This window comes from Janthinobacterium leeuwenhoeki (genome assembly GCF_051380795.1).
Lineage (GTDB): Bacteria > Pseudomonadota > Gammaproteobacteria > Burkholderiales > Burkholderiaceae_D > Janthinobacterium.
In genome coordinates, this window is record NZ_JBNYXT010000007.1 from 12,888 (window position 1) to 35,744 (window position 22,857).

A 22,857-nucleotide genomic window follows, 5' to 3' on the forward strand; every position below is an offset into this window, starting at 1 on the left:
ATGAATCTATTTTTTGAAGAATCCGGCGATTTCAAGGTCGGCACGGTCCTGTCGCAAGCGGGTGAGGCGTACCAGGTCGAAATGGCCAGTGGCAAGCGCACCAAGGTCAAGGTCAAGGATGTGCTGCTGCAGTATGAAAAGCCGGCCCCGGCCGAACTGCTGGAGCACGCCAAGGCCGTCGCGGCCGAGATCGATCTCGATTTCCTGTGGGAAGTGGCGGGCGAAGACGAGTTCGGCTTTGCCGAGCTGGGCGCCGAGTACTTCGGCCACGCACCGTTGCCGCCGGAAGCGGCCGGCCTGATCCTGGCCCTGCATTCGGCGCCCGTGTATTTCTACAAGAAGGGCCGTGGCCGCTACAAGGCGGCGCCGGAAGCGTCGCTGAAGGCGGCCCTGGCGGGCATCGAAAAGAAAAAACAGCAGGCGCTGGTGCAGGCAAGCTATGTCGAAGAGCTGAAGCAGAACCGCTTGCCTGCCTCGATGCAGCCCATGGTGCTGCAACTGCTGTTCAAGCCGGACAAGAACACCATCGAATACAAGGCGCTGGAAGCGGCCTGCACGCAATTGCACACGACGCCGCCGCGTTTGATGCTGGCCGTCGGTGGTATTGCTTCGCCGAAAGACTTGCACCTGTCGAAATTCCTCTTTGAAAATTTCCCGAAAGGCGCCGGCTTCCCGAGCGTGCCCGTGCCGTCCGTGACGGCCAAGCTGCCGCTGGCCGACGTGGCCGCCTTCTCCATCGACGACGTGACCACCACCGAGATCGACGATGCCTTCTCCGTGCAGCCCTTGCCGGACGGCACCGTGAAAGTGGGCATCCACATCGCCGCGCCAGGCCTGGGCATCCGCCCGGAAGACGTGATCGACAAGATGGCGCGCCAGCGCATGTCGACTGTTTACATGCCGGGCGACAAGATCACCATGCTGCCGGACGAAATCGTGAATGCTTTCACGCTCGCGGAAGGCACGACGTGCCCGGCCCTGTCGCTGTACGCGACCCTGGACCCGAAAGCGGACTGGGCCGTGGTCAGCACGCAGACGCGCGCCGAACTGGTGCCGATTGCCAGCAACTTGCGCCATAACCAGTTAGACGACGTGGTCAACGAGGAAACCCTGGCCAGCGGCGAAGGCGACTATCCGCACAAGGCCGATTTCGCCGTGCTGTGGCAATGGGCGCAGCAGCTGGAGCAGGGCCGCATGAAGAAGCGCGAAGCGTTTGGCCTGAAGCCGGAACAGAATAACCGCGTCGATTTCAATTTCTATGTGGAAAACGACATCGTCACCGTGGCGCGCCGCAAGCGTGGCGCGCCGCTGGACAAAATCGTCGCCGAGCTGATGATTTTTGCCAACAGTACCTGGGGCAAGATGCTGCACGACCATGGCGTGCCGGGCATCTACCGCAGCCAGGGCGGCGGCAGCGGCAATAGCTGGGCGGCAAAGATGCAGGTGCGCATGGTCACCCATGCGGCGCCGCACCAGGGCCTGGGCGTGGATCAGTACGCGTGGAGCACTTCGCCCTTGCGCCGCTACACGGATCTGGTGAACCAGTGGCAAATCATCGCCTGCGCCGAGCATGGCGTGACGGCGCCGCTGGTGGCGCCATTCAAGCCCCGTGATGCGAATTTGTTCGCCATCGTCTCGGCGTTTGACGCCGCGTATGCCGCGTATGGCGATTTCCAGTCGAACATGGAACGCTATTGGTGCTTGCGCTGGCTGCACCAGGAAAACGCGCGCCAGGTCGATGCCGTCGTGCTGAAAGACGAGATCTTGCGCCTGGTCGATATTCCGCTGGTCATCAAGCTGCCGGGCATGCCAGCGGTGGCGCGCGGCGCCCAGGTGAAACTGGACTTGCTGCGCTGGGATGAAGTCGACCTGAGCATCGAAGCGCGCCTGCTGGAAATCGCCACCGTGCCGGATGCGGCGGCCGACGCCGGGCTCGATTACGAGGAAGATGCGGGCGACGAAGGTGCCGATGAGGACGACGTGGCGCCGGAAGCATCGCCGGAAGCGGCAAACCAGGTCAGTGACGCCGACGCGGAAGTGGCGGAACTGGCCAGCGAAGACGTGGTCAGCGAACCCGAGGTCAAGTAAGGCGCCCGTCAGGCCATGAGGGCGGTGCTGAAAACTGTTGCCGGCACCGCCCTTTGACGTAGAATTCAGCCATCTTGTATGGTGTGCTTGTTGCGAACTGGGTTGCGCGTGAAGTCTTTCCGAGAGTATCGTTTCCTGATGATAGCCGTGGCGGTATCGCTGCTGGCGCACGGCGCCTTGCTGGCGATGCATTTTGTCGCCCCGGCCCCGCAGCGGGCCGTGGCGACCGATCCCGGCCTGGAAGTGATCCTGGTCAACGCCAAGCATGCCAACAAGCCGCTGAAGGCCGATGCCCTGGCGCAAGCCAACCTCGATGGCGGTGGACAAGCCGACAAGGGCAGCGCCAAGTCGCCCTTGCCCGACATGCGCAAGGTGGAAGAGGGGGACAGCGTCAAGGCCAGCGCCCGGCGCATCGCCGAACTGGAACAAAAACAGCAGGAATTGCTGACGCAAGCAGCCAGGCCGACGCCTTACAGCGCCGCACCCGTCACGGAAAAGGACAAGCCCAATCCGCTGGCCTCCGGTTCGGACTTGATGGAAAGCAGCAAGGCCATCGCGCGCATGGCGGCCGAGATCAGCCAGACCGTGGAAGACCAGAACAAGCGTCCCCGCAAGACCTTCATTACGCCCAGCACGCAAGAGGTCGGCTATGCCATGTATTACAAGACCTTGCAAAGGCGCATCGAGGAAATCGGCACCCTGAATTTCCCGCAAAAGAATGGCCGCAAGATATATGGTGAACTGGTCGTCTACATCCCCATCTTCCAGGACGGCACGATTTACCAGAAAGAGGGCGGCGCCCGCGTGGAAAAAAGCTCGGGCAACCCCGCGCTGGATGCGGCGGCCCTGGCCATCGTGCGCCGCGCGGCGCCCTTCGGCCGTTTTCCACCGAACATGTTGTCGAGTGACAAGGATGACCTGTGGGTCGTCATCACCCGCTTCAAATTTACGCGCGAAGAAAAAATGGAAGCTAACCTGACTGGCGGCAGCAATTGAACAAGCAAGAGATGAATCCCGATCAATATTGCGTCTTCGGTAATCCCATCGCCCACAGCAAGTCCCCATTGATCCACGCCGCGTTTGCCCTGCAGACAGGGCAGTCCTTGGTCTATGAGCGCCGGCTGGCCCCGCTCGATGGCTTTGCCCTGGCGGCCCGTACGTTTGCCGCCGAGGGCGGCAAGGGCGCGAACGTGACGGTGCCCTTCAAACTGGACGCGTGGGCGCTGGCCACGCAGCTGACGCCCCGGGCTAAGGCAGCCGGCGCCGTCAATACCCTGCGTTTCGATGGCGACACCATTCTTGGCGACAATACCGATGGCGCGGGCCTGGTGGCGGACATCATGCGCAACGCGGGCGTGGCCATCGCTGGCAAGCGCGTCCTGCTGCTGGGCGCGGGCGGCGCGGCGCGCGGCGTGGTGCTGCCCTTGCTGGAACAGGGGCCACAGGAAATATTCATTGCCAACCGCACCGTGGCCACGGCCGAGGCGCTGGTGGCGCAGTTTGCCGACGCGCTAGCTCACCCTGAGCAGCTGCGTGCCGGTGCTTTCGCGCAGGCAGGCGGCCAGTTCGATATCGTCATCAATGCCACCTCGGCCAGCCTGGCGGGCGACTTGCCGCCCGTGCCGCCGAGTATCTTCGGCAGCCACACCCTGGCGCTGGACATGATGTATGGTGCCCAGCCCACCGTCTTCATGGACTTTGCCGCGCAGCATGGCGCGCAGGTGCGAGACGGCCTGGGCATGCTGGTGGAGCAGGCGGCAGTCGCGTTTTACGTGTGGCGCGGCGTGCGGCCGCAGACGCAGGACTTGCTGGCGCAATTGCGGGGCAGCCTGTGAGCGCCGGCAAGAAGGGTGCGCGCAAAGGTGGTAGCGCCAGCCGCTACGGCTGGATCAAGTGGCTGTTCATCGTGCCCGTGCTGGCCTTTGTCGTCGTGCAACTGTATTTCTTTCTGCAAATCTGGTGGTGGATCGACCATAACCCATCCAGCACGGCCTTCATGCGCGAACAGTTGTCTGTCTTGCAGGACAAGAATCCGAATGCCACCATCAAGCAGACATGGGTGCCGTACAACCGCATCTCGAACAATCTGAAACGGGCCATCATCGCTTCGGAAGACGCGAATTTCTCCGAACATGAAGGGGTGGACTGGGATGCCTTGCAAAAGGCATATGAAAAAAACAGCAAGAAGCAGAAGGTCGTGGCGGGTGGCTCCACCATCACGCAGCAGCTGGCGAAGAATCTGTTCCTGTCCGGCTCGCGCAGCTATGTGCGCAAGGGCCAGGAACTGATCATTACGTATATGCTGGAAAGCCTGATGGAAAAGCAGCGTATCTTCGAGATTTATTTGAACGTGGTGGAATTTGGCACGGGCATCTTTGGCGCCGAAGCGGCCGGACGCCACTATTACAGGGTCAGCGCGGCGGGCCTGAGCGCCGGCCAGGCAGCGAAACTGGCCGTGATGCTGCCGAATCCCCGTTTTTATGACCGTCACCGCGATACAGGCTACCTGAACCGGCGCACCAGTGTCATCCTGCGCCGCATGGGAGCGGCCGAATTGCCTTGATGGCGGCCGGCTTTGTTTGTATAAAATCAAAGCTGCCTGATTGGCACTATTGTGGCGCAGCATCTTAATGGTGCAATGCCGCACTTTTTCCGTGAAAAAGCGGTGCCGGGGGTGGTCGTGAAAAGGCCTTTGCGGGTACACTTGCGCTGTTTTCATTTTTGGCGCCAGCGCCAGCACATCACGATAACCCAACATCCGGCTGAGAGCGCGCATGATCAATGTCTTTGTATTACAGAATGGCCGGCTCAACCAGGTGCCGATCGACAGCCGCGCTGACCTCGAAAATGCCGAACCGGTGTGGGTCGACCTGACCGACCCCACCGATGATGAACGGGCCTGGGTCAAGGCCATCTACAACGTCACCCTGCCGGGCGAAGACGAAGTCAAGGATATTGAAGCGTCTGCCCGCTATTACGAAGCGGAAAACGGCGACTTGCACCTGCGCACGGATTTCCTGCGCGAAGAGGACGACGGTCCCTCGCGCGTCATCACCGTGGCCTTCATTCTTGCCCGCAAAATCCTGTTTTCCATGCATACGGACGACTTGCCCGTGTTCCGCCTGGTGCGCATGCGCGCCCGTTCGCGGCCCGGTTCGATTGCCGACTACATGGATGTGCTGCTCGACCTGTACGCCACCGATGCCGAATATTCGGCCGACGTGCTCGAAGGCATCTACCAAAACCTGGAAGAAGTCAGCACGCGCGTGCTGCAAAAGGAATTTACCGATGCGCACGCGGCCGAAGCGCTGAACGCGATTGCCCACGAGGAAGATTTGAATGGCCGTATCCGCCGCAACATGATGGATACGCGCCGCGCCGTGAGCTTTTTGATGCGCGGCCGCTTGCTCAATTCCGAGCAGTTCGAGGAAGCGCGGCAGATTTTGCGCGACATCGAGTCGCTCGATGGTCATACCTCTTTCCTGTTCGACAAGATCAACTTCCTGATGGATGCCACCGTCGGTTTCATCAACATCAACCAGAACAAGATCATCAAGATTTTCTCGGTGGCCAGCGTGGCCTTCCTGCCGCCCACCCTGATCGCCAGCGTGTACGGCATGAACTTCAAGCTGATGCCGGAACTGGAATGGTCGTTCGGCTATCCTTGGGCCTGGGGCTTGATGATCACCAGCGCCATCGCGCCCTTCCTGTACTTCCGCCACCGCGGCTGGCTGAAATAAGCCTTATCGCCGGGACGCTTCCGCGTCCCGGTTTCAAGACGAACGCAGCAATTTCAAAAATCAGCGATAATCACTGGTATTGCGTGGTATTGAATTGGTATTTGCGTGTAGCTGCTTGCCTGGCACCCGATTCTTTCCCCCTTTGGCTGTTTTTTGCAGAAAAGTATCGTCATTGAGACGTTTTCTGCGTAGTAGCGTCCGCCTGTTCCACCTATGATCGTTGCGATGCCTGCCTTGGCCGGCTGGCCGCCGCATTTCCCGTCACCGTTGCCTTCTGGAGAGTCCATGCCTGATACCGCCACTACCCCACCGCGCTTTACCCATTTGATCAGCGACTGCGATGGCGTGCTGGTCGACAGCGAAGCCGTGGCCCTGCAAGCGCTGCTGGAGTTGTTGGGGCCGCGCCTGCCGAACCTGCCCCAGGGCGTTACCCTGCAAGGCTTGATCGAGCCGCGCCTGGGCCAGCGCCTGGTGCCGCTGATGCAGGATATCTACAAGGAGCTGGGCTTGCCGCAATTGCCGGCCGACGAGATCATGGCCATCGGCAATGCCGTCGATGTAGCTTGCGATGCGCAATTGCGCGCCGTGCCCGGCGTGGCGCAGGCGCTGGCCGCCATTCCCCTGCCCAAGGCCGTGGCCTCGAACAGCGTCAGTGCGCGCGTGCTGTCCTCGCTCGAACGTACGGGCATGGCGCCGCTGTTCGATCAACGCGTGTTTACGCCGGACCTGGTCGGCCATGCCAAGCCGCATCCGGGCGTCTACCTGGCGGCAGCTGCCGCGTTTGGCGTGCCGCCGGGCCAGTGTCTGGTGCTGGAAGACAGCGTCACGGGCGTGACGGCTGCCGTGGCGGCGGGCATGACAGTATTGGGATTCATCGGCGGCGGGCATATCGCCGCCGGCCAGGAAGAGCGCCTGAAGGCGGCCGGCGCGCATGTCGTGTTCAATGACATGGCCAAGCTGCCGGCGCTGGTGGCCGCGGTGATGGACGCCGCGACCGTCTGAGCGCGCTTAAGCTAATTTAGCAAATACCGTGCGCGCGGCAGCGATGGTGGCGTCGATGACGGCATCATCGTGCTGCGCCGAGACGAAGCCCGCTTCGAAGGCGGCGGGCGCGAAGTACACGCCCTCGTCCAGCATGGCATGGAAGAAGGTGTTGAACTTGCTGCGGTCGCCCGCCATCATTTCCGCGTAGCTGGTCGGTGGCGTTTCGCTGAAATAGATGCCGAACATGCCGCCGATGTAGTCGGCGCAGAAGACCACGCCGGCCTCTTTTGCGGCGGCGGTCAGGCCTTCGGCCAGGCGCTTGGCCGTGGCGCCCAGCTGCTCGTAGAAGCCAGGCTGCTGGATCAGTTTCAAGGTGGCCATGCCGGCCGCCACGGCGACCGGGTTGCCCGACAAGGTGCCGGCCTGGTAGACGGCGCCCAGCGGCGCCATATGGTGCATCAGCGCCGCGCTGCCGCCGAAGGCCGCCACCGGCATGCCGCCGCCAATCACCTTGCCCAGCGCCGTGAGATCGGGTTTGATGCCGTACAGCGCCTGCGCGCCGCCCAGGGCCACGCGCAAGCCGCACATGACTTCATCGAAAATGAGCAGGGCGCCGTGCTGCGTGCACAGCTCGCGCATCGCCTGCAGGAATTGCGGCGTGGCTTTGACCAGGTTCATGTTGCCGGCCACCGGTTCGACGATGACGCAGGCGATTTCCGCGCCGAAGCTGTCGAAGGCGTCTTTCAGCTGTTCCACGTTGTTATAGTCGAGCACCAGTGTGTGCTTCACAAAATCTTCCGGCACGCCGGCCGACGTCGGGTTGCCGAAGGTGAGCAGGCCGCTGCCCGCTTTCACCAGCAGCGAATCGGCATGGCCGTGGTAGCAGCCTTCGAACTTGACGATCTTGTCGCGTCCCGTGGCGCCGCGCGCCAGGCGCAGGGCGCTCATGGTCGCTTCCGTGCCCGACGAGACCAGGCGCACCTGCTCGATCGACGGTACCAGGCGCGTGATTTCCTCGGCCATCAGTACTTCGCCTTCGGTCGGCGCGCCGAACGACAGACCCAGCGCGGCCGCATCCTGCACCGCTTTCACCACTTCCGGATGGGCATGGCCGACGATGGCCGGGCCCCACGAGCCGATGTAGTCGATATAGCGCTTGCCGTCTGCATCCCAGAAGTACGGGCCCTCGGCGCGCGTGATGAAGCGCGGCGTGCCACCGACGGAGCGAAAGGCGCGCACGGGCGAATTGACGCCGCCTGGCGTGGTTTTTTGTGCGCGGGCAAACAGGATGTCGTTCTGTGAAGTCGTCGTCATGATAATCGTGCCTTGAAAGTGGATCGTTGTCTGTGTCGTCTGTACTTATTGGGCGCCGCGCTGGCGCTGCTGCCGGAACAGCCGGTTCGGCACCAGCTTGCCCATGCCGTGGCGCTGTGCGTGGGTAAGCGCGCCGGCCGTGAATTCCTGCGCCGCCACGACCACCTGCGGCACATCGTCTTCGTTTTGCGCCAGGGCCAGCAGGGCGGTTGCCGCTGCCGACAGGGTGCTGCCGGCGCCGTTGAAGATGCCTGGCAGGTGCTGCCACTCGTCGTGGCGCACCACGCCGTCTTCGCCGAACAGGGTATTGGCGCGCAGCTTGCCCTCGCCCGTGCCGGATTTGCTGGCGTCGGCCGGCATGCCGGTAACGAGCACGTATTCGCAGCCCAGCGCCACCAGGTAATCGACGTCGTTTTGCAGGGTGTCGTCCGGATCGGCGTCGCGCCAGGTTTCGGCCAGGCGCTCCAGTTCCACCGGCGAGAGTACCAGTAGTGTCGTTTGCGGGATCAGCAACTGTCGCACGGCCGTGAGGATGTCTTCATCGTCCATGCCCTGTTCCGGCAGCGCCGAAATGAAGGGATCGAGGATCAGCGGCACGTTCGGATAGTCGGAGACGATTTCGGCGATGGCCGTGACGTTTTCCACGCTGCCCAGAGCGCCGATCTTGATGGCGGCGACGGACATGTCTTCCAGCAGTACGCGCGCCTGGTCGGAAACCCAGTCCGGGTCGACCGCTTGCACGTCTTCCACGCGCGCCGTATCGCTGATCAACAGGCCTGTGGTGACCGACAGGCCATGGCAGCCGAATGCTGAAAATGTGGCCAGGTCGGCCTGGATGCCGATCGCGCCGACCGGATCGGACACGCCGAAGCTTAATATGAGGGGAGAAGTTTGGTTTTGCACGGCGGGTAGATTAAGATACCTAATTCAGCATTTTACTTGATTGAAGGGTGGCAGAACGTGAGTAGCAACGAAACAACGCAGCAATTCCAAACGTGGATGTGTCTTATTTGCGGCTGGGTTTATGATGAAGCGGCCGGTCTGCCCGACGAAGACATCGCTCCCGGCACGCGTTGGGCTGATGTTCCGATGAACTGGACCTGTCCTGAATGCGGTGCGCGCAAGGATGATTTCGAGATGGTGGCGCTTTAATTAATCGAGGTTCACGGGATGCCGCTGCCGCACGCAGGTATCGCGGCAGCCTGTGCTATCGTATGAAAGATTGTCGAATAATCACATGACGCGTCCCTTCTTGCCCGAGGCGCCATTCGATGCCGCGTGCGCCAGCGCCACGATCCTCGTCATCGACGACAGCGCGACGATACGCAGCGCGGCCGCGAACATCCTGGGCGAGGCCGGTTATCGCGTGGTGGTGGCGGAAAACGGCTTCGAGGCCCTGGCCAAGATCGCCGACTGCCAGCCGGCGCTGATCGTGTGCGACATCGTGATGCCGCGCCTGGACGGCTACCGTACCTGTGCGCTGATCAAGGCCAGTGCGGCGTATCACGCCACGCCGGTGCTGATGCTGTCGTCGAAGGAAGGCTTGTTCGACCGGGCGCGCGGCGCCATGGCAGGCGCCAGCTCCTGCCTGGCCAAGCCGCTGGCGCGCGAGGCGCTGCTGGAGGCCGTGCGGCTGCACCTGGCGGGGCATTTTGAGTAAGTGGTTTTATTGATTGACAACGCAGCAAGGATGCAGATGGCCATACACACAATTCTGATCGTCGATGACTCGCCGACAGAACGCTACTACCTGAGCGAGATGCTGGTGCGTGCCGGTTATGCCGTCCTCACGGCGCAGGACGGCGCCGACGCGCTGGCGCAACTGAAGCAGGCCAGGCCCGACCTGATCCTGATGGATGTGGTGATGCCCGGTGCGAATGGCTTCCAGATCACGCGCGCCATCGCCCGCGATCCCGAACTGCAGGACGTGCCGGTGATTATCTGCTCCAGCAAGAGCCAGGAAACAGACCGCATCTGGGGCTTGCGCCAGGGTGCACGCGATTACCTGGTCAAGCCGGTAGTCGAAGCCGAGCTGCTGGCCAAGATCGCCGCGATTTCCTGAAAATGCCAATGATGCCAGGTCAAGGCGTGTCCACCGCGGCCTTTTCGCCTGCCGCTGCCGCCATGCCGTCTTTCGAGACGGGCGCGCGGCAGGGGCGCTTGCGCCAGTATCAGCTGCAATTGATCGAGCGGATACAGGCCGCGCGCAGCGGCGCGCTGGCAGCGCGCAAGGAACTGGGCGTGATGCTCGGTGGCCGGCCGTGCCTGCTCGACCTGACGCAGCTCGGCGAAATCGTCATTGCTTCCGGCGTGCAGATCCAGGGCGTGCCGCTGGCGCAGGACTGGTACCTGGGCCTGGCGGCCATGCGCGGACGCCTGACGGGGGTTGTCGACCTGGCCCGCTACATGGGCGAGCCGGCTTGCGCGCCGGGCAATCACTGCCGCATCATCACGTTTTCTCCCCGCCTGGGCCTCAATTGCGCCCTGCTGGTCGAGCGCGTACTGGGCTTGCGCCAGCTGCGCGCGATGCAATCCGTGCCCGTTCACGCTGCGGCGCACGGCGTGTTCCCATCGTGGGCGGCGCAGGCGCTGCGCGACAGCGAAGGGCAGCAGTGGTTGCGCCTGGACCTGGCGCAGCTGGCGCAATCGGAGCGCTTCCTCGATGCCGGCTTTGACGGCTTCCCTGAACACAAGGATATTTGCTGATGGGCGCCAATTCTCCTATCCTGGCGGCCGGCATGCACGAAGCGCAGCACGCGCCCGGGGAGCCAGCATCGGCGGCCGACCTGCCGCTGCGCCTGCGCGACGCGCTGGGACGGCGCAAGTCGCTGGCCAGCGCGCCGGTCAGCGACTGGACGCTGCCGTTGATCGGCCATTTTCCGCTGCAAAAGCAGCTGAGCATCCTGTCGACGGTAATGGCCCTGAGCCTGGCCGCCAGCCTGCTGTTCGTCGGCCTCAATACGCGCAGCGGCAATATCGCCTCGGCGCAAACGCAGCTGGCCAGCGATGCGCTGATGCATTCGCAGCGCATCGGCAAGGCCGCGCCGAACGCCGTGCAAGGCAATCCGGAAGCCTTCCGCCAGCTCGAGGAAAGCCGTAATGAACTGAACCAGGATTTCCGCCTGATGCTGCGCGGCGGGACATATCACGGCCGCGATATCGGCGAGTCGCGTGCCGCCCTGCTGGCGGCGGTGGCCGACGCGCGCAAGAAGTGGGCCAGCAGCGACCGCGCGGCCAGCACCATCCTGCGCCTGAAAACGGAGCTGGGCGAATTCGACAAGACCTTGCAGCAATTGAATGGACTGTCGCCTGCGCTGCTGGCGCAGACCGAGGAAATCGCCGCCCTGAAGGTGCAGCGTGGCGGCAATGCGCGCGACCTGGCCGTCATCGGCCGCCTGATGATGCTGAGCCAGCGCATGAGCCGCAGCGCCAGCGAGTTCCTGTCGTCGGGCAGCATCAGCTCGGAAACGGCGTTTTCGCTGGGGCGCGACACAACGTATTTCCGCACCGCCGTCGAAGGCTTGCTCAATGGCAGCGTGTCGCTGCAATTGGCGCCCACGCGCGACGCCGAACTGCGCGACCGGCTGGTGGCGCTGAAAGCCAGTTTCGACACTTACCAGAAGCTGGTCTCGTCGATACTCGACCGGCTCGACAAATTCAGTGCGGCGAAAAGCGCAGAGCAGCTGATCTTCAACGAGAATGAAGACCTGCGCCAGCGTTTGACCCTGCTGCAGCAGATGTACCACGTGAACCAGGAAACCCTGGGCGTCGCTTTCTGGATGATGGTCGGCGGCGTGTTGCTGACCTTGATCGCGGCGGCCGGCATCGGCAGGGTGCTGCTGCAGGATTCCGTCAACCGTACGCGCGACGCCGAGCGGCGGCGCCAGGAAGCGGAAATCCTGCGCTTGCTGTCGCAGGAAAAGGAAGAACAGGCCAAGGCCAAGAATGAGCAGAACCAGGCGGCCATCCTGCGCCTGATGAACGAATTGCAGAAGGTCGCCGATGGCGACCTGACGGTACAGGCCACCGTGTCGGAAGACATCACGGGCGCCATCGCCGATTCCGTCAACTACACGGTCGAGGAATTGCGCGGCCTGGTGGGGAGGGTGACGGCGACGGCCGAACAGGTCAACCGCGCCTCGACGCAGGCGCAAAGCATCTCCAGCAAGCTGCTGATCGCGTCGCAGCAGCAGTCGCGCGAAATCCAGGGCGTCAGCGCCACCGTGGTCAAGATGGCCAATGCGATTACCGACGTGTCGAAGTCGGCCAGCGTCTCGGCCGATGTGGCGCGCCAGTCGGTGGCGGCGGCGCAGCAGGGTTCGACGGCGGTGGAAAACGCCATCAAGGGCATGCATGAAATCCGCGAGCAGATCCAGGATACCTCCAAACGCATCAAGCGTCTGGGCGAATCGTCGCAGGAAATCGGCGAAATCACCGAGCTCATTTCCGACATCACCGAGCAGACGAATGTACTGGCGCTGAACGCCGCCATCCAGGCCGCATCGGCCGGCGAGGCGGGGCGTGGTTTCTCGGTCGTGGCCGAGGAAGTGCAGCGCCTGGCCGAACGCTCGGCAGCCGCCGCCAAGCAGATCGGCGCGCTGGTGCGCACCATCCAGGCCGATACCCAGGATGCGACGCGGGCGATGGAAACCTCCACGCAGGGCGTGGTCGAGGGCGCGCGCCTCTCGGACGCGGCCGGCGCGGCCTTGAACGACATCAGCCAGGTGTCGAAACACCTGGCCGAACTGATCCAGGGCATCTCGTTCGCCACCGGCACGCAGGCCGGTTCGGCCAGCGGCGTGGCCTTGAATATCCAGCATATCCTGAGCGTGACGGAGCAGACCCAGGATGGCACGCAGCAAACGGCGCAATCGATCCATAAACTGTCGATGCTGGCGCAGGAACTGAAAAATTCGGTGTCGCGCTTCCGCGTCGCCGCCTGAACGCCACGCCAGTCCAGGCGATTTCTTTACCGAGGCATGCATGAGCACACCTGATAGTCCACAGCAGTCCAAGCCGTTCGACAGCGAACCTTTGTCGTGGGTGATGGTGGAAATCCGTGAAGCGCTGGGCCGTTCGAAAACGGCCCTGTTCGAGGCGGGTGGCCGCGAGCGCGAGGAACGTGCCACGGCGCTGCAGCATGCGCGCTCGCATCTGCACCAGGCGCATGGCGCGCTGGTGATGGTCGACGTGGCCGGCGCCAGCCTGCTGACGGACGGCGCGGAACTGGCGCTGGCGCGCTTTCGCGACGGCAGCCTCGAATACACGCTGGACCATGCGCAAGTCGTCGCCGAACTGTATCAGGCCCTGACCGAATACCTGGAAGACCTGGTGGCCGGCACGCCGCCGCAGCCGACGCGTTTGTTTCCTTACTATCGCGACCTGCAAACTATGCTGGGCGCCGAGCGCATCCACCCGGCCGATCTGTTTTTTCCGCCTTCATCGATGCTGGAAGGGCATGCCATCGCGCTGGCTGAGGCACCCCCGGTGGCCGATTATCCGGCCTGGCGCGGACGCTTTGAAAAGTCCCTGCTGCCTTTCCTGAAGGCGCAGGATGATGCGGCGCGGCGCCAGCATGCGGGCGACCTGCACGCCACTTTGACCCTGGTGGCCGACGCGCAGCAGGAAGCACCGGCGCGCACCTTCTGGTTCGCCATGCAAGCCTTTGCCGGGCTGGCGGCCAGCGGCGAGGGCATGGGCACGCTCAACGTCAAACAGCTGTTCGGCCTGATCAACCTGCAATTGCGCCGCCTGGCGCAGGGCACGGCCAGCCTGCCCGAATCGATGCTGCGCGACGCCCTGTACGTCATCGCCGCCGCCACCGAGCCGACGCCGGAGGCACGCCAGCTGCGTGCCGCTTTCGCGCTGGAAGGCACGCTGCCCGCCGACGTGGAAACGCGGCGCTACGGCCAGGTTGACCAGGATGCCTTGCAAGGCGCCCGTACGGCCCTGGCGCAGGCGCGCGCCAGCTGGAGCCGCCTGGCGCAAGCCGACCTCGATCCAGCCTTGGGCACGGATTTTGAACAGTCGCTGCAACAGGTGGCGGCACATGCGGAGTCCTTGAAGCAGCCGGCCCTGGCCAGCCTGCTGCGCGAATGCGCGGCCGTGGCGCGGCAAGCCGTGGCCAGCGGACGCAGTGCGGCCCTGGAAAATGAAATCGGCATGGCGCTGCTGTTTGCCGACACGGGCCTGGAGCAGCTGCGCCGCCTGCCCGACGATTTCGCCGGCAATGCGGAAACCATCGCCGCGCGCCTGCAGGCACTGCTGGCCGGCGAAGCGCCGCCGCCCGTCACGGCGGGCGAGCTGTCGCGCCAGATCGAGCAGGGGCAGACTGTGGCTGCGCTGGCCGAGGACATGAAGACGGGCTTGCGCCAGGTGGAAAAGGTGCTCAACGCGTATTACGCTGATACGTTGCGGCCGGTGGGGACACTCGACGGTGCCGCGCCCGTGCTGGCCCAGTTGCAGCAGCAGCTGGCCGGGCTGGGACAGGAAGACGCGCGCGCCGCCGTGCTGCAGGTCGATGCGGCCGTGCGGCAGTTGGCCGGTGGTGAAGCCAATGCGGAGGCGCATGCCGAGGCGCTCGACGAGATCGCGCAAAATGTCAGCGCGCTGGGCTTTTTTGTCGATATGCTGGGCCGCAACGCGCAGGCGGCCAGCGGGCGTTTCCATTTCGATGCCGCCGCCGGCACCTTCCGCGCCCTGCCGTTTGAAAAAGTCGCTGCCGCCGGCGCCGTGCCGGTACCCTTGCTCGACCAGGCCCTGGCGCCCGCCGCGCCTGCCGGCATGGATGCCGCGCCGGCAGTGAACGATGTCGATGCGGAGATGCTCGACATTTTTATCGCCGAAGCGCGCGAAGTGCTGGCCTTCATCGACACCACCCTGGCCCTGCCGCGCGAGCAAGCCGCCAGCGGCGACCACCTGGCCATGCTGCGCCGCTCGTTCCATACCCTGAAAGGCAGCAGCCGCATGATTGGCCTGGCGCAGTTTGCCGAAGCGGCTGGCGCCATCGAGCGCGTCATGAATACCTGGCTGGCCGAGGCGCGCCCCGTCAGCGACGATTTGTTTACCTTGCTCAATTACGGCTGGTACCAGCTCAGTGAATGGGTGGCGGAACTGGAAGGCGGCGCCGGGCGCGAGCGCGAGGCGGGCATGCTGCTGATGGCGGCCGAGCGCGTGCGCGAAGGCGGGCCGTTCGAACTGCGCAAGCCGCGCCCGGCCGCGCCCGTGATCAGCAATGGCAATGTGATTGGACTTCCCTTGGCAACGGCGCCCACGCTGCACGAAGCGCCGGACGATCACCTCAAGCACGTGGGCGACCTGCGCATCAGCCTTCCCTTGTACAACATCTACCTGGCCGAGACGGATGAACTGCTGCGCGTGCTGACGCGCGACTTCGGCGAATGGCGCCATGAACAGCGCGCCGTCAGCGCGGAGGCGCTGCAAGCCGTGCATACCTTGGCGGGGACGTCCGGCACGGTCGGCTTCCAGTCCCTGCGCGACCTGGCGCATGCGCTCGAGACCGTGATCGAGACGGTGGTGCCACCGCTGGCCGGCCTGCGCGCCGAACAGCACGACGTGCTGGAGCAGGCCACGCAGCGCATCGCGCAGATGCTGCAGGCGTTTGCGCTGGGCGATCTGGCGCCAACGCAGCCGGACATGATCGAAGCGCTCAACACCCTGTGGCGCACCCTGACGGCGCCGCCCGGCGAGAGCCAGGAAGACCGGCTCGACGCCCTGTTTGCGGCTGCTTACGCCAGCATCGTCGGCGCGCCGGTGCAGCCCGCCGAGCCGCTGGTCGACGCATTGGCCGAGGTGCCTGCGCCCCAGCTCGAGACCTTGTTCGAGGCGACGTATGCGAGCATCGTCGCCGATGCGCTGCGGCTGGCTGATGCCGAAGCAACTGTACCGGATATCGGCGCCAGCGACGACCTGTTCGACGCGGGCTTCGAGCACGCACCGCCGTTGGAGCATGCGGCGCCGGAAGCGCCGGCGCCCGCCATCATGCCGGCCGATGCGGCCGCGCTGCTGGCGGCGAGCGCCGGCATCAGCGATGAACTCGACCTCGATTTATTGTCCGTTTTCCTGGAAGAAGGTGCCGACCTGCTGCCGCAGATCGGCGAGGCGCTGCGCAGCTGGCAGCAACAGCCGCACGACAGCGGCCAGGCGCAGATGCTGCTGCGCACCCTGCATACGGTCAAGGGCAGCGCGCGCATGGCCGGCGCCATGCGCCTGGGCCAGCATGCGCATGAAATCGAGACGCATATCGAAAACATGCTGCATGCGGGTACCGCCACGCCGCAGGCCTTCGAGGAATTGCTGGCCCATTACGACCATGCGTTGCACCTGTTCGAGCAGTTGCAGCAGCCCCTGCTGCCCTTGCCGGGCATGGAAGACACGCCGGCCGCCGAACCAAAGGCGGCGCTGGTGCGCGTGCGTGCCGATATCCTCGACCGTCTGGTAAACCAGGCCGGCGAAGTGTCGATCACGCGTTCTAAAATGGAAAATGAAGTCGGTGTGCTGGGTGCTTCGCTGTCCGAGTTTTCCGACAACCTGGCGCGCCTGCGGCGCCAGTTGCGCGAAGTGGAAATGCAGGCCGAATCGCAGATCGCCTCGCGCATGGCCGTCGGCAGCGAGCGCGAATTCGATCCGCTCGAATTCGACCGCTTTACGCGCCTGCAGGAACTCACGCGCATGATGGCCGAAAGCGTCAACGACGTGGCCTCGTTCCATGAAAATCTCAGCCACAGCGTCGATGCGGTGACGGACGACCTGGTGCTGCAGGCGCGGCTGACGCGCGAGCTGCAGCGCGACCTGATGCAGATCCGCATGGTGCCGTTTGCCAGCATCGCCGAACGCCTGTTCCGCGTGGCGCGGCAAAGCGCAAAAGAAGTCGACAAGCGGGTCAACCTCGACATCCGCGGCGGTGGCGTGGAAATCGACCGCAGCGTGCTCGAACGCATGGCCGCGCCCTTCGAGCATTTGCTGCGCAACGCCATCGTGCACGGTGTCGAGCCGCGCGATGCGCGCCTGGCAGGGGGCAAGAGCGAGACGGGCGAGCTGCTGGTGCAGGTCAGCCAGCAGGGCAATGAAGTGGCGATTGCCTTTTCTGACGACGGCGCCGGGCTGGACCTGGAACGCATCCGGGCCAAGGCGCACGGCGCCGGCCTGGTGGCGACGGATGCGCCTTTGAGCGACGCGCAGGCGGCCGAGCTGATTTTCACGCCCGGTTTTTCCACCGCCGACAGCCTGACGGAACTGGCCGGGCGCGGTTTTGGCATGGACATCGTGCGCTCCGAAGCGCTGGCCCTGGGCGGGCGCGTGGAAACGCTGACGCAGGCGGGCCTGGGCATGCGTTTCACCATCCACCTGCCGCTGACCCTGGCCGTCACGCAAGTGGTGCTGCTGGCGGCCAGCGGCAAGACGTATGCCTTGCCATCGGTGCTGGTGGAGCAGGTGCTGCACCTGAAAGGCGAGCAGCTGGAGCAGGTGCGGGCGGCCGGGCGCATCGAGTCGCACGGGCAGTCGCTGGCGCTGCACCACCTGTCGGCCATGCTGGGCGAAACGCCGGCGGCGCAGGCCACGCAGCGTTATGCGCCCGTGCTGTTGCTGAGGAATGGCAATGACAGGCTGGCCTTGCAGGTCGATGACGTGGTGGGCAACCGCGAAGTCGTGGTCAAGCACGTGGGCCCGCAACTGGCGCGCATGCCCGGCATCGCCGGCGCCACGGTGCTGGGTACGGGCGACATCGTGCTGATCCTGAACCCGGTGGCGCTGGCGCAGCACCTGGAGCATCATCCTGAATTGTTGTCGCAGTATGCGCTGGCCAGCAGCGAGCAGCAAGCCGCTTCCAGCGCGCTGGCCGTGCCAGCCGTGCGCGTGATGGTGGTCGACGATTCGCTGACGGTGCGCCGCGTGATGCAGCGCCTGTTCGAGCGCGAAGGTTACCAGGTGCTGCTGGCCAAGGATGGCGTCGATGCGCTGGAGCAGTTGCATGCGCTGGAGCCGGCTGCCATGCCGGCCCTGCTGCTGGTCGACGTGGAAATGCCGCGCATGGATGGTTTCGACCTGACGCGCAATGTGCGCAGCGACGACAAGACGCGCGCCATCCCCGTCATCATGATCACCTCGCGCAGCGCCGACAAGCACCGCGCGCATGCGTTCGAGCTGGGCGTGAATGCGTATTTCGGCAAGCCGTTTCAGGAAGAGGAATTGCTGGCGGAAGTGGGGCGCTTGCTGGGCGGTGAGGTGGCGTAATCGACGCCAACGCCAACCATGTTGTCGGATTACGCGCGGCCTTGCCCCGCTAATCCGACCTACGCTCTTGCACGACGGCGTAAACCGGCGCCACCACCGGCCGGATTACGCCACCACCTTCACCACCGCATAGCGCGCCAGCGTTTCCTTGCGCGCCTCGTCGTGCTGCACCAGCGGTTCCGGATAATCGCGTCCCAGCACGATGTTTTTTTGCTCGAGCAGCATGCGCGGCACCAGCCAGGGCGCGTGGATTTCCTTGTCGCCCAGCGCCTTCAGCTGCGGCAGGTAGCGGCGGATGAAGCGTCCGCTGGCATCGAATTTTTCCGATTGCGTGATGGGGTTGAAAATGCGGAAGTAGGGCTGGGCGTCGCAGCCTGATGACGACGCCCATTGCCAGCCGCCGTTGTTCGACGCCAGGTCGAAGTCATTCAGGTGCAGGGCGAAATACGCTTCGCCGCGGCGCCAGTCGATGCCCAGATCCTTGATCAGAAAGCAGGCCGTGACCATGCGCAGGCGGTTGTGCATATAGCCCGTCTGGTTCAGCTGCGCCATCGCCGCGTCCACCAGCGGATAGCCGGTGCGCCCCTCGCACCAGGCGGCAAAGGCAGCATCGGCCTCGGGCCCCGTTTCCCAGGCGATGGCGTCGTAGGCGGGTTTGAAGGCGCCGCCTTCCACATGCGGGTTCTGGTACAAGATCATGGCGTAGAAATCGCGCCAGATCAGCTCTGCCAGCCACACGGGCGCGCCATCGCCGCCGCCGCCCCGGTCCATCAGGTCGACGATGGTGCGCACCAGGTAGCGCAGCGACACGGTGCCGAAGCGCAGATGCATGGAAAGGTAGGATGGCCCCTTCAGGGCGGGAAAATCGCGCGCCACGTCATAGCGGGCCACGCGCGGCAGGAAATCCTCGAACAGCGTGCTGGCGCCCGACATGCCCGTGGGAATGGCCAGTTCGGCCAGGTTGCTGGCCTCGAAACCCAGCTCGCCCAGGGTGGGCAGGGGCGCCGGTGTACCGCTGCGCGGTGGCGCCAGGCTGGCCGCGTGCGGCTCGATAGCGAACGGCGCCAGGCAGGCGGGTTCGGCGCGCATTTTCTTCAGCCAGGCATTCTTGTATGGCGTGTAGACCGTGTACGGCTTGGCCGAGAGCGTTAGCACCTCGTCCTTTTCAAAGATCACCTGGTCCTTGAAACTGAACCACAGGCGCGCCTCGCGCGTGAGCGCGGCGGCCACGCTGGCGTCGCGGGCGATGGCTTGCGGTTCGTAATCGTGGTTGGCAAACACGGCGTCGGCGTTCAGCTCGGCGGCCAGGCGCGGGATGGCTTCGGCGGCGTCCGCGTGCAGCACGATCAGGTCGCCGCCCAGCTGGCGCAACTCGCCGGCCAGCTCTGCCACGCTGGCATGGATGAAATCGACACGCCGGTCGCGGCGCGGCAGCGTTGCCAGGATGGCGGTGTCATACACGAAGACGCAATGCACGGCCTGGCTCTGGCGCAGGGCGTGATGCAGTGCAGCATGGTCAAATGCGCGCAGATCGCGCCGGAACCACACCAAGGTAGTCTTGATTGTCATTATTTCACGTGTTCAGTGTCAAAGATAGGCGATTTTTTGCCGCCAACAGGGCTTTATGGCCGCTCGCGTCGTGCCTTTGGCGTCGCTGCGGCGGCAATTCAGTGTAAACTACTGGGTATGTTCATGGTGCTTTATGTGCGGCAGGCGATTTTGCAATCAATTTTACAATTGACATTCAAATGCGCCTGCAGGCGAAGCAAATTGATCATTAATTTATAACATAACAAGAATAGCGCCTGGTAACACGCTTCTCGCCGCCCAGCATTCGCGGCAGGATGTGCCAGGCGTACGATAGCGGGGTAAGCGAGACTTGCCAGCAAGCCCACAGAGAGAGCATCGCGTATGAAAAAGAGTAAAATCGACCAGACTCTACCAGGACATCGTTTGATGCAGGGTGTGGGAGAGCCGGCCGCGACCGGCTCCTCCACCCTGAATCTGGCCAACCATTTCCTCATTGCGATGCCGGCCATGCAAGATCCGATCTTCGGCGGCACAGTCGTCTACGTGTGTGAACATAATGAAAACGGCGTGCTGGGCGTTGTCATCAACAAGCCCACCGACATGACCATGGAAGTGCTGTTCGACCGCATCGACCTGAAATTGGCGGCCGGCAGCGACACGCCCATCATCAACGAACCGATCATGTTCGGCGGCCCTGTGCAGGACGACCGCGGCTTCGTGCTGCACACGCCGGGTGCGCGCTATTCCTCGTCGCTGACGGTGACCGATGAAATCGCGTTTACTACCTCGATCGACGTGCTCGAAGCCGTCGCCAAGGGCGATGGCCCGGAGCGTATGCTGGTCTCGATCGGCTATTCAGGCTGGAGTCCGGGCCAGCTGGAAGACGAGATCGGCCGCAATGGCTGGCTGACGGTGGGCGCCTCGGCTGACATCCTGTTCGACTTCCCCATCGAGCAGCGTTACGTCGCGGCCATCAAATTGCTGGGCATCGATCCCCTGATGCTGGCATCGGAAGCCGGACACGCATGAGCGGTGACGCCATCGACACCATCCTCGCCTTCGATTTCGGCTTGAAACGTATCGGCGTGGCCATCGGCAATACCATGATTTGCCAGGCCAAACCGCTCAGCGTGATCACGGCCACGGCGAACGAGCCGAAGTTTGCCGCCATCGATAGCCTGATCAAGGAGTGGGGCGCGAGCCGCATCGTGGTGGGCTTGCCCAGCCATCCCGATGGCACCGAACACGAGATGAGCGCGCGCTGCCGCCGTTTCGCCAACCAGGTGCATGGCCGCTTCAACCTGCCGGTGGAACTGGTCGACGAGCGCTATTCATCGGCCGTCATCGCCGCCAAACGCGGCGAAGTCATCGACGACCGCGCCGCCGCCATCATCCTGCAACAGTATTTCGACGCGAATTATTAATCCGACCTTAGACCCATTCCTGAATGATCAAGAACTCTATGCCGCATCCAACGAATCCTTCCCAACTCGACGCCGAGGCCCTGTACGCGGTCTTGCTGCAACAGGTGCAGAACGGCCTGGCGGGCATCCCCAACGTGGCCATCGTCGGCATCCATTCGGGCGGCGCCTGGCTGGCAGAACGCCTGGCGCGCGACTTGAACCTGCCGGGCCGCCTGGGCGTGCTCGATGTCTCGTTCTACCGCGACGACTTTGCCCAGAAGGGCCTGCATGCGGACGTGAAGCCGACGCAAATCAGCTTTGACGTGGCCGGCGCCACCATCCTGCTGGTCGACGACGTGTTGTACACGGGCCGCACCACGCGCGCGGCCATCAATGAATTGTTCGACTATGGCCGTCCGGCGAAGATCATGCTGGCCGCCCTGGTCGACCGCGGCGAACGCCAGTTGCCGGTGGCCGCCGATTTCGTGGCCGCCTTCACTGCCGTGCCGCCTGGCCAGGCCCTGGTCCTGAAGCAAGCCGACGATGGAAAATTCACGCTCACCATAGATACCCACCATGCTTAATCCGCAACTGAATAAACACGGCGAACTGCAACATCTGCTGACGATTGAAGGCTTGCCGAAGTCTATCGTCAACCACATCCTCGATACCGCATCCTCGTTCGTCGGCATTTCCGACCGCGATGTGAAAAAGGTCCCGCTGATGCGCGGCAAGAGCGTTTTCAACCTGTTCTTTGAAAACTCCACGCGCACCCGCACCACCTTCGAGATCGCGTCAAAAAGGCTGTCGGCCGACGTCATCAACCTGAACATCCAGGCGTCGTCGGCCAGCAAGGGCGAGTCCCTGCTCGACACCATCGACAACCTGTCGGCCATGCATGCCGACATGTTCGTCGTGCGCCACGCGCAGTCGGGCGCGCCGTACCTGATCGCAAAGCACCTGATCGATACCAAGCAGCCGCACGTCCACGTCGTCAACGCGGGCGACGGACGCCATGCGCACCCGACCCAGGGCTTGCTCGACATGTACACGATCCGCCACTACAAAAAGGATTTCACGAATCTGACGGTGGCCATCGTGGGCGACATCCTGCACAGCCGCGTGGCCCGTTCCGATATCCACGCCTTGACCACACTGGGCGTGCCGGAAGTGCGCGCCATCGGCCCGCACACCCTGCTGCCGGGCGGCCTGGAGCAGATGGGCGTGCGCACCTTCACCAACATGGATGAAGGATTGAAAGGCGTGGACGTGATCATCATGCTGCGCCTGCAAAATGAACGCATGAGCGGCGCGCTGCTGCCATCGGCGCAGGAATATTTCAAGAGCTATGGTTTGACGCCCGAGCGCCTGGCACTGGCGAAACCGGACGCCATCGTCATGCATCCGGGCCCGATGAACCGCGGCGTGGAGATCGATTCGGCCGTGGCCGATGGCCCGCAGGCGGTGATCCTGCCGCAGGTGACGTTCGGTATCGCCGTGCGCATGGCGGTGATGAGTATTTTGGCTGGTAATCAGGGCTGATA

General features: G+C 63.8%; 20 protein-coding genes. 16 read left to right on the top strand and 4 right to left on the bottom strand.

Going from position 1 to position 22,857, the window contains the following annotated elements:
- The 5 genes from ACQ4WS_RS08290 to corA all read left to right on the top strand — a co-directional run bounded on the left by ACQ4WS_RS08290 (window position 1) and on the right by corA (window position 5,828).
- A complete protein-coding gene (locus ACQ4WS_RS08290) occupies window positions 1–2,088 on the top strand; it encodes a ribonuclease catalytic domain-containing protein (protein ID WP_436475288.1) in 2,088 nt (695 codons plus the stop codon).
- Between the two features lie 138 nt (window positions 2,089–2,226).
- On the top strand, window positions 2,227–3,084 hold the full coding sequence (locus tag ACQ4WS_RS08295) for an energy transducer TonB family protein (protein ID WP_436475613.1): 858 nt from the start codon (window positions 2,227–2,229) through the stop codon (window positions 3,082–3,084).
- An 11-nt stretch (window positions 3,085–3,095) separates the two neighbouring features.
- Complete coding sequence (gene aroE, locus ACQ4WS_RS08300) at window positions 3,096–3,923, top strand: shikimate dehydrogenase (RefSeq protein ID WP_436475290.1); 828 nt, start codon at window positions 3,096–3,098, stop codon at window positions 3,921–3,923.
- Window positions 3,905–4,651 carry a monofunctional biosynthetic peptidoglycan transglycosylase gene (gene mtgA, locus ACQ4WS_RS08305; protein WP_436475614.1) on the top strand — a complete coding sequence of 249 codons (747 nt, stop codon included), beginning with the start codon at window positions 3,905–3,907 and terminating at the stop codon, window positions 4,649–4,651. Before aroE ends, mtgA begins: the two co-directional genes overlap by 19 nt.
- Window positions 4,652–4,862: 211 nt before the next feature.
- Window positions 4,863–5,828: a magnesium/cobalt transporter CorA gene (gene corA, locus ACQ4WS_RS08310; protein WP_034746658.1), complete on the top strand. Its 966-nt coding sequence runs from the start codon at window positions 4,863–4,865 to the stop codon at window positions 5,826–5,828.
- A 53-nt stretch (window positions 5,829–5,881) separates the two neighbouring features.
- On the opposite strand, the gene ACQ4WS_RS08315 is transcribed toward corA, so the two are convergent.
- The gene (locus ACQ4WS_RS08315) at window positions 5,882–6,115 is read right to left on the bottom strand and encodes a hypothetical protein (protein WP_436475292.1); all 234 of its coding nucleotides are present in this window, start codon (window positions 6,113–6,115) and stop codon (window positions 5,882–5,884) included.
- Here ACQ4WS_RS08315 and ACQ4WS_RS08320 point away from each other — a divergent pair.
- Window positions 6,114–6,830, top strand: a complete 717-nt coding sequence (locus ACQ4WS_RS08320; RefSeq protein WP_436475293.1) for an HAD family hydrolase — start codon at window positions 6,114–6,116, stop codon at window positions 6,828–6,830. The two genes, ACQ4WS_RS08315 and ACQ4WS_RS08320, sit on opposite strands and share 2 nt — an antisense overlap.
- Before the next feature lie 6 nt (window positions 6,831–6,836).
- Here the strand turns inward: ACQ4WS_RS08320 and hemL are convergent, their stop codons facing one another.
- Together hemL and thiD are read right to left on the bottom strand one after the other, a co-directional pair.
- Window positions 6,837–8,126 (bottom strand): glutamate-1-semialdehyde 2,1-aminomutase, encoded by a 1,290-nt coding sequence (gene hemL / locus ACQ4WS_RS08325; protein ID WP_436475295.1) that lies wholly within the window; start codon window positions 8,124–8,126, stop codon window positions 6,837–6,839.
- Between the two features lie 45 nt (window positions 8,127–8,171).
- Complete coding sequence (gene thiD / locus ACQ4WS_RS08330) at window positions 8,172–9,029, bottom strand: bifunctional hydroxymethylpyrimidine kinase/phosphomethylpyrimidine kinase (protein ID WP_131685497.1); 858 nt, start codon at window positions 9,027–9,029, stop codon at window positions 8,172–8,174.
- Between the two features lie 96 nt (window positions 9,030–9,125).
- Between thiD and ACQ4WS_RS08335 the strand changes: the two genes are divergently transcribed.
- The 6 genes from ACQ4WS_RS08335 to ACQ4WS_RS08360 all read left to right on the top strand — a co-directional run bounded on the left by ACQ4WS_RS08335 (window position 9,126) and on the right by ACQ4WS_RS08360 (window position 18,380).
- Complete coding sequence (locus ACQ4WS_RS08335) at window positions 9,126–9,278, top strand: rubredoxin (protein ID WP_010401308.1); 153 nt, start codon at window positions 9,126–9,128, stop codon at window positions 9,276–9,278.
- An 85-nt stretch (window positions 9,279–9,363) separates the two neighbouring features.
- A complete protein-coding gene (locus ACQ4WS_RS08340; RefSeq protein ID WP_436475297.1) occupies window positions 9,364–9,786 on the top strand; it encodes a response regulator in 423 nt (140 codons plus the stop codon).
- A gap of 36 nt (window positions 9,787–9,822) precedes the next feature.
- Window positions 9,823–10,188, top strand: coding sequence for a response regulator (locus ACQ4WS_RS08345; RefSeq protein WP_034780235.1), 366 nt, complete (start codon window positions 9,823–9,825; stop codon window positions 10,186–10,188).
- A gap of 8 nt (window positions 10,189–10,196) precedes the next feature.
- Entirely contained in the window at window positions 10,197–10,832 is a 636-nt protein-coding gene (locus ACQ4WS_RS08350; protein WP_436475300.1) for a chemotaxis protein CheW, read from the top strand.
- Window positions 10,832–13,069, top strand: a complete 2,238-nt coding sequence (locus tag ACQ4WS_RS08355; protein ID WP_436475301.1) for a methyl-accepting chemotaxis protein — start codon at window positions 10,832–10,834, stop codon at window positions 13,067–13,069. The genes ACQ4WS_RS08350 and ACQ4WS_RS08355 overlap by 1 nt, the downstream gene beginning before the upstream one ends.
- Window positions 13,070–13,109: 40 nt before the next feature.
- Window positions 13,110–18,380, top strand: coding sequence for an Hpt domain-containing protein (locus tag ACQ4WS_RS08360; protein ID WP_436475303.1), 5,271 nt, complete (start codon window positions 13,110–13,112; stop codon window positions 18,378–18,380).
- 105 nt (window positions 18,381–18,485) lie between these two features.
- Here the strand turns inward: ACQ4WS_RS08360 and ACQ4WS_RS08365 are convergent, their stop codons facing one another.
- The gene (locus ACQ4WS_RS08365) at window positions 18,486–19,949 is read right to left on the bottom strand and encodes a cryptochrome/photolyase family protein (protein WP_436475305.1); all 1,464 of its coding nucleotides are present in this window, start codon (window positions 19,947–19,949) and stop codon (window positions 18,486–18,488) included.
- 387 nt (window positions 19,950–20,336) lie between these two features.
- On the opposite strand from ACQ4WS_RS08365, the gene ACQ4WS_RS08370 reads away from it, so the two are divergent.
- Genes ACQ4WS_RS08370 through ACQ4WS_RS08385 form a run of 4 tightly spaced genes read left to right on the top strand, consistent with a single transcriptional unit; the run spans window position 20,337 to window position 22,855 of the window.
- Window positions 20,337–20,939 (top strand): YqgE/AlgH family protein, encoded by a 603-nt coding sequence (locus tag ACQ4WS_RS08370; protein WP_035822086.1) that lies wholly within the window; start codon window positions 20,337–20,339, stop codon window positions 20,937–20,939.
- A complete protein-coding gene (gene ruvX / locus ACQ4WS_RS08375) occupies window positions 20,936–21,334 on the top strand; it encodes a Holliday junction resolvase RuvX (RefSeq protein WP_223278885.1) in 399 nt (132 codons plus the stop codon). Before ACQ4WS_RS08370 ends, ruvX begins: the two co-directional genes overlap by 4 nt.
- A gap of 38 nt (window positions 21,335–21,372) precedes the next feature.
- Window positions 21,373–21,897, top strand: coding sequence for a bifunctional pyr operon transcriptional regulator/uracil phosphoribosyltransferase PyrR (gene pyrR / locus ACQ4WS_RS08380; protein ID WP_436475308.1), 525 nt, complete (start codon window positions 21,373–21,375; stop codon window positions 21,895–21,897).
- Complete coding sequence (locus ACQ4WS_RS08385; protein ID WP_034746695.1) at window positions 21,890–22,855, top strand: aspartate carbamoyltransferase catalytic subunit; 966 nt, start codon at window positions 21,890–21,892, stop codon at window positions 22,853–22,855. Before pyrR ends, ACQ4WS_RS08385 begins: the two co-directional genes overlap by 8 nt.
- Window positions 22,856–22,857: the final 2 nt, after the last annotated feature.